This window comes from Phenylobacterium sp. (genome assembly GCF_036263695.1).
In the GTDB taxonomy this organism is placed as follows: Bacteria; Pseudomonadota; Alphaproteobacteria; order Caulobacterales; family Caulobacteraceae; genus Phenylobacterium.
Genome location: NZ_DATAGM010000304.1, coordinates 1 through 10,696 on the forward strand (window position 1 = coordinate 1; position 10,696 = coordinate 10,696).

8 protein-coding genes are annotated in these 10,696 nt (G+C 71.4%); 2 read left to right on the forward strand and 6 right to left on the reverse strand.

The window, feature by feature from the left end:
* Window positions 1-164 precede the first annotated feature (164 nt).
* From VHK87_RS12385 to arsC, 4 genes are all read right to left on the reverse strand, one after another.
* A complete protein-coding gene (locus VHK87_RS12385; protein WP_329635203.1) occupies window positions 165-1,397 on the reverse strand; it encodes a TetR/AcrR family transcriptional regulator in 1,233 nt (410 codons plus the stop codon).
* An 85-nt stretch (window positions 1,398-1,482) separates the two neighbouring features.
* Entirely contained in the window at window positions 1,483-3,117 is a 1,635-nt protein-coding gene (locus VHK87_RS12390) for a carboxylesterase/lipase family protein (RefSeq protein ID WP_329635204.1), read from the reverse strand.
* Window positions 3,118-3,196: 79 nt separating this feature from the next.
* Window positions 3,197-4,546 (reverse strand): M23 family metallopeptidase, encoded by a 1,350-nt coding sequence (locus VHK87_RS12395; RefSeq protein WP_329635205.1) that lies wholly within the window; start codon window positions 4,544-4,546, stop codon window positions 3,197-3,199.
* Window positions 4,547-4,732: 186 nt separating this feature from the next.
* Window positions 4,733-5,083 carry an arsenate reductase (glutaredoxin) gene (gene arsC / locus VHK87_RS12400; RefSeq protein WP_329635206.1) on the reverse strand — a complete coding sequence of 117 codons (351 nt, stop codon included), beginning with the start codon at window positions 5,081-5,083 and terminating at the stop codon, window positions 4,733-4,735.
* Between the two features lie 179 nt (window positions 5,084-5,262).
* Here arsC and VHK87_RS12405 point away from each other — a divergent pair, with 179 nt between their 5' ends.
* Together VHK87_RS12405 and VHK87_RS12410 are read left to right on the forward strand one after the other, a co-directional pair.
* The gene (locus tag VHK87_RS12405) at window positions 5,263-6,306 is read left to right on the forward strand and encodes an amidohydrolase family protein (RefSeq protein WP_329635207.1); all 1,044 of its coding nucleotides are present in this window, start codon (window positions 5,263-5,265) and stop codon (window positions 6,304-6,306) included.
* Between the two features lie 72 nt (window positions 6,307-6,378).
* Window positions 6,379-6,564 (forward strand): hypothetical protein, encoded by a 186-nt coding sequence (locus VHK87_RS12410; protein WP_329635208.1) that lies wholly within the window; start codon window positions 6,379-6,381, stop codon window positions 6,562-6,564.
* Window positions 6,565-6,624: 60 nt separating this feature from the next.
* Here the strand turns inward: VHK87_RS12410 and VHK87_RS12415 are convergent, their stop codons facing one another.
* Together VHK87_RS12415 and VHK87_RS12420 are read right to left on the reverse strand one after the other, a co-directional pair.
* Window positions 6,625-8,250, reverse strand: a complete 1,626-nt coding sequence (locus tag VHK87_RS12415; RefSeq protein WP_329635209.1) for a M10 family metallopeptidase C-terminal domain-containing protein — start codon at window positions 8,248-8,250, stop codon at window positions 6,625-6,627.
* A gap of 117 nt (window positions 8,251-8,367) precedes the next feature.
* Window positions 8,368-10,696: M20/M25/M40 family metallo-hydrolase (locus VHK87_RS12420; protein ID WP_329635210.1), on the reverse strand; the 2,329-nt coding region annotated here is incomplete at its 5' end.

Consider the following 10,696-nt stretch of genomic DNA (forward strand, 5'->3'; position numbering starts at 1 on the left):
GGCCGCCGGTGGCGGCCCGCTCCGTCATGGTGGTTCCGCAGCCGGCGAGCGCCAGGGCGCCGGCGGCCGCCGCACAACTGATCAGTGCCTGCTTCATGGCTTCACCTCATTTGCTAGTCAGCGAACGAGCCGTGGCGTAGCAAGGTTCCCCGAACGGGAACCTGTCAGCGGACGCTGAACACCCCGCGAATGGCCGGTCGCACGTAGCCGTAGAGGGTGATCTCCGGCGTCAGCTCCGGAACCCGATCCAGCATCAGGGCGGAGTTGATCATCGCCAGCAGCATATGGGCGGCGATGGTCGGGTCCACCGGGCGCAGCGTGCCGTCGGAAACGCCGTCGCAAATCAGCCCGGCCAGGGCGCTGGCGGTCTGGCGCATCCGCTGCTCGACGGCGCCGCGCAGTTCGGGCCGTGCCAGCCGCAGGGCGTACCGGCGCAGGATCCGGCCGCGCCCGTCGTGCGCCTGGCTGACCGCCAGCGGGGCCGTAGCCAGGAACAGGCGCCGCCAGCCGGTCTCGGCGGTCCGCGCCCGGGCCAGGGCGCTCTCCAGGATGGCGAAGCTGCGGTCGAAGCAGGCCCCGATCAGCTCGTCCTTGTCGGCGTGGTGGTGGTAGAACGAGCCCTTGGTGACCTTCAGCCGGGCCGAGATGCGGTCCACAGAGGCGCCGGTCCAGCCCTCCCGGTTGATCAGGTCGGTGGCCTCGATGAGGAAGCGCTCGCGGACCATCTCGCTGTCGGTCGACTCCGGGGCGGTCAGCACCAGGTCCTGCGGCCAGCGCTGGCCGGGCGCCGCCAGGCCGAAGATCATCACCTCGGCGACCCGCTCGGCCACCCGCGGATAGTCGGCCAGCGCATAGTCGGCGAGCCAGCTGTCGGACGAGGCCAGCTGCTGCAGGATCAGCCGCGACAGCAGCCTCTGCCGCCAGGCCGCAGGGGCCGGCCGGTCCTCGCCGACCAGCAGATCGGCGATCCGCTGGCGCACCTCCTGATAGCGCAGGTCGACCGGATCGCCGCTGGCCCGCCACAGGGTGCGCACCTCGTCCAGCGGCGCCAGGGGCGGCTCCTCGCCCAGCGCGATCCGCCGCTGGACCTCGAAGTAGGCGCGCACGAAGGCCGCCAGGCGCTCCGGCGGGGCGCCGGCCCCCTGCGCCTCGTCCAGCATGGCGTCGAAGCGGTCGGCCCCGTGCAGCAGGCAGGCGCTGACCAGCTCCTCCTTGCGCTTGAAGTAGTAGGTCAGGCTGACCGGGTGCAGGTCCATGCGCTTGGCGACGGACGCCAGGGTGAAGCCCGCCAGCCCCTCCTGCGCCAGCGCCTCGGCCGCGGCGGTCAGGATCGCTTCGCGCCGCGCCTCGTAGCGTGGCCTGGCCTTGGCAGACTTGGCGCCCGCGTCACCGCCCACGGTGCTGGTCCCTCCGTCAGGTCTGTCTTTCGACTGTATTGCGCGGCCGCAGCCCGGGGAAGCGCCGCCGGCGCCCCTGCGGTCTTTACGCCGCCAGCGCCCGCCGCAGCTCGGCGTCCGGATCGTTCTCCACCTGGCACTTCAGATCGAACATCATCGTGGCCCGCCGCTCGGCGTCGTACGGCGGCCAGGCGGGCAGGGCGGGCGTGCTTGGGTTGCCGGTGCGCGCGAACGCCAGCCAGGCGGCGCTCATCTGGTCGGCCATCGCCTGCGGCTCGGGGCCGGGCCCCACGAAGGCGCGGTTGGTCTCTACGCGGTCGAACACCAGCGGGATCTCCAGGGTGTGGGGCGACTTGAAGACGCCGCCGCCCACCGGGGTCTCCCAGTCAAGCCGGTACATCCAAACGGGCGCCGCCTTCTGCGCCGCCTTGCGCTCGGCCAGCGTGATGGAGCCGCCCAGCATCCCCATAGCCGTGGCGAAGGCGGCCAGCAGGTAGGTCGGCGAGTCGTCCGGATGGCTCTTGCGCAGCGCCGCCAGCACGGCGTCGGCCTTCGCCCCGGCCTGCTGGCGGGCCCGGTCCACCAGCTCGGCCTCGGTCAACTTTCCGAACCAGGGCTCGGAAGCCATGAACAGGGTCATCTCGTCCTTGTTCGTGCCGATCATCAGCGGGATGTCCGCCGACTGCTGCGGCGCGTCGGGCGTGAACGGATCGCGCGGCAGCACCAGGCCGTCGACCACCGGAGCCATGCCGAAGCGCGCCCCGGGCTGGGCTGCCGCCTTGGCCTGGGCGGCGTAGGCGGCCTTGATGATCGCCTCGGCCGGAGCGGACTGCAGGGCGGCCACGTCCCCCTTGGCGATGCCGATCTCCGCCAGCAGCATGTCGGCGGAGCGCGCCGCCGCCTCCTTCGGCACGCCGCGCAGGCCCGGCCCGCTCTGCACGATCGCCTTGTGGAACAGCCCCTTGGCGGCGGGCGTCGCCATCAGCGTCGAGACCTTCGCGCCGCCGCCGCTCTCGCCGAAGATGGTGACGTTCTTGGGATCGCCGCCGAACGCTTCGGCGTTGTCGCGCACCCAGCCGAGCACGGCCACCAGGTCCAGCAGGCCCGCGTTGCCCGACTTGCCGTAGGCCTCGCCCATGGCCTCCGCCAGGTAGGCGTAGCCGAAGGCGTTCAGCCGGTGATTTACGGTCACGACCACCACGTCGCCTTTGCGGGCCAGGCCCAGCCCCTCGTACATCGGCCAACCGCCGGACCCGTAGGCGTAGCCGCCGCCGTGGAACCAGACCATCACCGGCCGCTTCTTCCCGTCGCCCAGGCCGCGGCTCCATACATTGAGGAACAGGCAGTCCTCGCGCCCCTCGCGGGTCTCCCGTGCGGTGGGGAAGACCTCGGCCAGCGACCTGCCCAGCGCCGACTGCGCCTCGCCGGAGGGGCGGGAATACATCTGCACGGCCGGCGCGCCATAGGCGATGGCGTCCACCGGCTCGGTCCAGGGCTTGGGCGGCTCCGGCGGCTTGAACCGCAGCGGCCCAACGGGCGGGGCGGCGTAGCGCACGCCCTTGAAGACGTTGATGCCGTCCTGCACCAGCCCCCGCACCGGGCCGAAGCTGGTCCGCACCACCGGCGTGCGCGCCTGCGCCGCGGCGGGCGTCCAGAGAAGGCCGCTGGCCATCCCGGCCGCGCCGAGCAGCAGCCCGCGCCTGTGCATGATCACGCCCATCGTCGCCTCCCGAACCCGCTTGTTGCGCCAAGCAGGCGTCAGAGAGGGCGGAAGGTCAACGGCGGCGTGGGCCGGAGCCCTAGCGGTGCAGGCTGGCGGTGGTGAGGCGGGGAGCGGCCTGGGCGAGGTGGCGGGTCTCGGCCTTGGCCGCGACCAGGCGCTCGATTTCGGCCTTCTTGGCCTTGAAGGCGGCGAGTTCGGAGCCGCCGAGGACGGTGCCTTGCGGGACCTTGGCCCCGACCGGGTTCACGCGGCGGCCGTTCAGCCAGACTTCGTAGTGCAGGTGCGGCCCGGTGGAGGCGCCGGTGGAGCCCACATAGGCGATCACCTGGCCCTGGCGGACCCGCTGGCCCGCCTTGATGCCCTTGCCGTAGCGGAACAGGTGGGCGTAGCCGGTCTCCCAGCCGTTGGCGTGGCGCACGCGCACCCAGTTGCCGTAGCCGCCCCAGCGGCGGGCTTCGACCACCACGCCGTCGCCAGCGGCGAACACCGGCGTGCCGGAGCCGGCCCCGAAGTCGATGCCCTGGTGCATGCGGTTGTAGCCGAGGATCGGGTGGCGGCGCATGCCGAAGCGCGACGTCATCCGCGCCCCGTCCACCGGCGTGCGGAGCAGGAAGCCTTTGATGTTCTTGCCGCTCTCGTCGAAGTACTCGACCCCGCCGCCCGGGCGCTCGAAGCGGTAGAAGCGGGCACCCTTGAACTCGGCGTATTCCAGCTCGCCGGTCTCGACCGTGCGGCCGCTCTCGGTGACCTTGCGGCCGAACACCAGCACGAAGGGGTCGCCCGGCTGGATCTCGCGGAAGTCCACCTTGTGCGAGAATAGCTTGACCATCTGGCCGGTGATGGTCGGCGTCGCGCCCAGCTTGGCGGCGCTCTGGTAGAGGGAGCCGTGGACCTCGCCGTCGGCGACGGTCAGCTCCTGCTTCACCTCCTCCTCCAGCTCGCGCAGGCGCAGCGCGCCGTCGAAGCTGCGGGACAGGGTGATGGCGCTGGCCGGGCCGGTGCGCAGCGACAGGCCGATCAGCTTGGCATGGCCCTGCTCGCCGGCCGGCTTGGCGACGGCGGCGTCGAACTTCAGGCCGGCCTTGATGTTGACCACGTCCATGGCCCCGCCAAGGGCGGTGACGGCCTGGCGGGCCTCGTCCGGCGCCACGCCGGCGCGGCGCACGGCGGCCTCGAAAGTCTCGCCGGGTAGGATCTTGACGGCCACGTTCTCGGGACGGGTGAAGCCGGGCTGGGCCTCGGCGGCCGCGAACGCCTGGTGCTGCAGGGCGGCGATAGCGGCCGGATCCAGCGCCGGCGGCGCTTCGGGGCCGGCCACCTGCGGCGAGGTCAGCTTCCAAGCCAGCAGAGCGATCGCCAGCGCGCCGACGCCGGCGGCGGCGGGGGCGAAGCGGAAGGTCTGCCGTCGCGGATCGAATTCTTGCATCGTGCCCCCGTAATGACGATGACGCGGTAAGTACCGAGTGAAGGCTGTTGGTTAACAGCCGGCCGAGGCAGGCCGAATCATGCTGCTCGTAAGTAGGTTAACGGCGGGTAACGATTTGCGCCCCAGGCTTTTCGTCCCGATCGCCCTGCGACCGTTGCGGTATTCGGTCGCGCAGCACGGCTATACTCAAAGTAGACCCAAAACGAGTTCTGCGGGCCGGCAGAGCGCCGCGCCCTTCGGCGTCGTGACGATGGGCCGATTCACCAGGATCGGGTCCATCACCATGGCGGCGATGATCGCCTCGTCGGACGTTCCGGGGTCGGTGAGGCCGATCTCGTCGGCCTTGGTGCCGTTGACCCGGAGAGCCTCGCGGGCGCTGACGCCCATCCGTCCAAACAAGCCTTCGAGCTGTTCCTTCGTCCAACCGGCCTTCAGATACTCGATCACCTGCGGCTCGACGCCCTTCTCCCGCAGGAGGGTCAGGGTGTTGCGCGAGGTTCCGCAGGCGGGGTTGTGATAGATCACCACGTCGCTCATGGCGCGGGTTTAGCCCACCCATTGTGACAGCGCCAAGACACAGCTGTCGCGGCGTCTTGGATGGGGCGCTACGAGGAATGACAGGTAGGGCTGCGCCCGACCAGTCACCGGCGCCTGGCGTTGACTGGTTGCGCCGGGCCGGCGCGACCTGTCACCCTTCGGGGACATAGGAGGGCCAGATGTCCGAGCCGATCCTCGAGCCCGAGCTGCCGATCGTCGATCCGCACCACCACCTGTGGGACCGGCCAGGCCCGCGAGGCCCCGCGCTTGCGCCGCTACGCCATCCGTTCGAGGCGCTGACCCGGCTGTCGCCCCGCTATCTGCTGGACGAGTTGCTGGCCGACCTGCGCCGCGGCCACAACGTGCGCGCCACCGTCTTCGTCCAATGCGGCGCCATGTACCGGGCCGACGGGCCGGCCCACCTGCGCCCGATCGGCGAGACCGAGTTCGTCAACGGCGTCGCCGCCATGACGGCCAGCGGCATCTATGGCGACGTGCGCGCCTGCGCCGGCATCGTCGGCCACGTGGATCTGACCCAGGACGAGGCGCTTGTCGCCGAAGCTCTCGAGCGGCATCTGCAGGTCGCGCCCGACCGGTTCCGCGGCGTCCGCCACAGCGCCTCCTGGGACGCCGACCCGGCCGTGCTGGGCCCGCTGCACCGGGGCGCCGCCGGGCTCTATGCGTCGGACGCGTTCCGGCGCGGCTTCGCGCGGCTCGCGCCGCTGGGCCTGTCCTTCGACGCCTGGCTTCTGGAGCCGCAGATCCCGGAGCTGGCGGACCTGGCCCGCGCCTTCCCCGACACCCCGATCATCATCGACCATGTGGGCACGCCGCTCGGCATCGGCGCCTATGCCGGAAAGCGCGACGAGCGGTTCGGCGTCTGGCGCGACGGCATCGCCGACCTCGCCCGCTGCCCGAACGTGGTGGTCAAGGTCGGCGGCCTCGCCATGCCGTTCGCCGGCTTCCGGTCGTTCATGGCCAGCCCGCCGGCGAGCTCGGAACAGCTGGCGGCCGAGTGGCGGCCTTACGTGGAGGCGGTGATCGAGGCCTTCGGGCCGGACCGCTGCATGTTCGAGAGCAACTTCCCGGTCGATCTGGGCAGCTGCACCTACGACGTGCTGTGGAACACCTTCAAGCGGCTGGCCCAGGGCTTCTCGGGCGACGAGAAGGCGGCGCTGTTCAGCGGCACGGCGACCAAGGTCTACCGCCTCAGCCTACCCTGAACCGGAACAGCGGGCGGGTCCGACCGTTCGATCCCTGAAGCGGCCGTATGGCGCGCGACGTGGAGACGAGCGATGACCAACCCCACCCCCTCCGAGCAGGATCAGACCAAGCAGGGCGTTCAGCCCAAGCCGAAGATCGAGGAGAACAACACCCTCGGCCGCGGCGCCGACACCCGCAAGACCGACGAGAACAACCAGCACAGCGGCGGCGCCAGCGGGACGGGCGGCGTCGGCGGCACGGGCGGCAGCGTCCTCTAGCCGGACAAGAAAGAGCCCCCGGCGAGCGGATCGCCGGGGGCTTGAGGTCGAGGGGATATCCTAGAGGACCAGCGTGCCGCCGACGCCGGTGGTGAGCGTCACGTTGCCGGCGAGCCGGATCACCATGTCCGCCGAGGCATCGCCGTTCACGTCGAAGGCGTAGGACGTCTGATTGGCGCCGGCGTTGAAGGTCCGGGTGATCTGTGCAGCCGAGAAGGCCTGATCGCCCGCCGCCAGCGGGTTGGCGTCGATCTCGGAGACGTTGACCACTTCGCCGGCCGCGTAATCGGCGATCAGGTCGTTCCCGCCGGTCTCGGTGAAACGGAACTCGTCCGCTCCCGTCCCGCCGTACAGGGTGTCGTTCCCGCCCAGGCCGTTCAGCACGTCATCGCCACCCATGCCCCTGAGCACGTTGCCGACGTGATTGCCGACCAGGTAGTCGCGGGCCGACCCGCCGGTCGCGTTCTCGATCACCGTGTTGTAGGCGATGCTGATGTTGCGGTGAGACAGGGCGAAGACTCCGGCGACGCCGGTGTCCGCCAGCACCCGGTTGTGGCCGATGTTGCCGATCGTCGTCAGGAAGGCGTCCCAGTCGGTCTGGGTCCACAGCTCGAAGTCGCCCTGATCCTCGTCGGTGATCGCGTTGAACGCCGCGGTAACCGCGTTGGCCTCGGCCAGCGTCGGCCGCACGCCGGCCGAGCTGAAGGCGCCCGGCCGAAGGTCGAGGAAGACGCCCGCGTCCGCGCCCGAGAGGTCCAGGGTGTCGACCCCGCCCGCGTCGTAGATCGACAGATAGGGCGAGCGGTTGAGGTCGAAGTTATAGACCTCGTTCCCGGCGTTCGAATTGAAGCCGTAGGTCGTCGCGCCGGCCCGGGTCGTGGGATCGGCGCCGTACTTGGACTGGATCGCCAGGATGTCGTGCAGCAGCGGCGTCTGGGCGTAGCCGACGAGGCCGAGCTCGGTGTGCACCGGCTGCGCGCCCGTCTTCTGCGGGCTGAAGTAGGACATGATGGTGAACTGCATCGTGTCCTGGGCGTAGAAGGCGTCCGCCTCATACGTGATCGGGTCGGGCTCGCCGTCGCCGTCAGTGTCGTCGCCGAAGTCGTAGTCGCCGGGGTGGGTGAGGCCGAGCGCGTGCCCAGCCTCGTGCACCAGCGTGGTGCGGCCGTAGCCGTTGAAGTCCAGCCACAGGTTGGTCCAGTTGGCTTCCGGGGAGGCGGTCCAGATGTCGGACTGCACCTTCACGCCCTTGCCCGGATAGTAGGCGTGGGCCTGGGCCGGGCCGGTGGTGGTGTTGGCGAAAACGATGTCGGCGCCGACGCCGTTCTTCTCGCGTATCGACTGTGGGATCAGGTCGTCCCACAGCTGCATCGCCTCGCGGGCGACCTCGCGCTGGGCCGCGCTGAAGGGGCTGTAGCCGCCCGGCTCCGTCAGGCCATAGGTCGGGTTGTTGTAGATGCCGACCGGCTTGGGCGTCTCCAGGAAGGTGAAGGTGATCGTCTTGCCGGCGATGATGCGGCCGGAGTCCAGCTGCCCGATCACCTGCTCGTGGTTGTAGATCGGCTTGCCGGCCCAGGTGGCGATGCCGGCGTAGTCTTCGAGCAGGAACGGAAGCGCCTCGCCCGGCGCAAACGGGTCGGCTCCAACATCGAGCGGCGCGGAGCTGCCCAGAACTCTTTCACCCATGAATTTACCCTTCGATGGCGTGGTTGCAGCGGAGCCCCCCGCTACCTGAAGGATGCATGGTCACAGATGTAACGCCAGAGGGATTCTGCCCCTCTGGTACATGTTACTGGCGATAAGTTACCACTGCGCCTGCAGGGCGCCCACGACGAAGGTCGCTCCTGACGCCCCGAAGGGCATGACGTTGCGCGGCGCGGACGGCAGGGCGGCTGCGCCCCCCGGCCAGGCGTCGGCGGCCGACCAGTAGCGCAGCTCCAGCCGCCCGGAGCCCTCGGGGCGGAACGACAGCGACAGCCCGTCGGGATCGCCCACCCACCGCAGCCGCGTCCACTCGCCGGCCGCCGCCGCAAGGCCGGTCGGCTTGCCCTCGATGGTCAGTTCGTTGAGCGCCACGGTCGCGCGCAGCTCCACCGTCAGGCTGCGGGCGCCGCCCGGCGGCAGCAGCGACACCAACTGGGCGCCGTCGACGCCCGTCGCCAGGCTGGCCGCCGGGGCGGGGCCCTCGACCCAACTGGCGGGCGCCAGCGTCACCGGATCGCGGTACAGCGGCGGCAAGGGGCGCCGCTCGATCGTCCCGCCGTCGGCGGTCAGCACCTGGCGGGCGTATTCGCTGTCCTCGCCCGTCGAGGCGACCCGCCAGGCCTGGCGCTGGGCGGCGTCGAGCACATAGGCGACGGTGACCGGTTGCGGGTGGCGGGCGCTCCAGGGCTCGGCGAAGCGAATGACGCCGATCAGGGCCAGCCCGGCGATCAGCAGCGCCAGAGCCGTCAGCCGCCCGCCGCCGCCGATGCGCGGATGGGCCAGCGGCCAGACGAACAGCGCCGCCAAGGCGGCGAACAGCGCCAGCATCTCCGGCAGGTCCATGGCCTGGAACGACAGGTGCAGATAGGGCCCGAGCCAGGCCAAGCCCAACGCGGCGATCACGGTGGCGATCAGGCTGTCGACGAAGCTCTTGACCGCCGCCAGCGCCACCAGCGCCGCGCTGGCCGAGGCCAGCGCTATCGGCCAGACCAGCAGCACGGCCGCAGTGGGCGCGGCGGCCTGAGCCGCGCAGGCGGCGATGAAGCCCAGCGCCAGCACGCCCGCCCAGGCGCCGGGCAGGGAGGCCGGCCGGCCGAAGGTGACGAGGCCCAAGACCGCCGCCGCCGCGCCAACGCCGGCGCCGAGCGCGTCGAAGCCGCCGAACAGCGAACAGGCCAGGCCCGCGGTGGCCGGGATCACCGCTGCCTCGATCCTGCCCTTTCCCCGCGCGAGCGCCGCCGCCGCGTAGAGCGCCGCCGCCAGGCCGGTGACGATCAGGGCGGTCTCGAACAGCGGCGCGCGGGCCAGCAGCGCGAACTGCTCGAGGTAGCCGGACGGCACGCCCGTGGCCCGCCGCGCGACCCGCAGCAGCGCCGCAGCCAGCAGCAGGATGTAGAGCAGGGCGCCGGCGCCCTGGGCGACATCGATCCAACTCGCCGCCGCATCCAACCGGCGGGCGCGGACCGCGGCGAGCAACAGCAGCACGGCGCTGACCGCCAGGATCAGCCAGCCGACGGCCGGCGGGTAGGCGACCACCCAGGCCGCCAGTTGGCTGTAGACGGCGCTCCCGCTGCGGGCGGGCAGGGCCTCTGCGCCGACGGCCTGGCGTACCGCGGCCAGTCCCTGGGCGCCCAGGTCCTGCAGCGAGCCCTGGTCCAGCCGCTCGGGCGTGGCGGTGGGGGAGTGGTACTCGAACTGCCGGCCGACGAAGGCGAAGTTCAGCCCGGGAATCCCCGCCTCCATCGGCACGGTGAAGTCCGTGTCGTTGGGCATCCGCTCGTAGATGAACTGGCTGAGCGAGGTGGCGATGGGCCGCGCGGCCGAGCGGGCGAACAGCCGCACGGTCTCGCCGTTCTCGGGCCCTGTCTGGAACATCAGCGCGCGGCCCGAGCCGCCGCGGGCCTCCAGGTTGATCACGAAGCCGACGCGGCGGGCCAGCGGGTGCTCGGTGAAGAAGGCGCGGGCGCCCAGCAGGCCCACTTCCTCCCCGTCGGTGAACACGAAGATCACGTCGCGGCCCGGCGGATCGCCGGCCTTCAGCGCCCTGGCGATCTCCAGCATCGAGGCGACGCCGGCGGCGTCGTCCGCCGCGCCCGGCGAGCCCGGAACGCTGTCGTAGTGGGCCATCATCAGCACCGCCGGCGCATTGCGATCCAGGCCCGGGAGCACGCCGACGACGTTCTCGACCCGCCCGCCGGCGAGAGCGAGCTCGCGCCCTGGCAAGCGTTCCCAGGCGTCGGCGGCCTGCACCTGCGGCGAGAGCTCGAGTTCGGTGAGCCGGCGCACGAGGTGGTCGCGCACGGCGCGGTTGGCGCGCGAGCCCATCGGGTGGGGCTCACGTCCGATGACCCGAACGTCGGCCATGGCGCGGGCGGCGGAGAAGCGGTCGGCGGGAGCGTCGGCGGGGCGGACGCGCGGCGGATCGAGC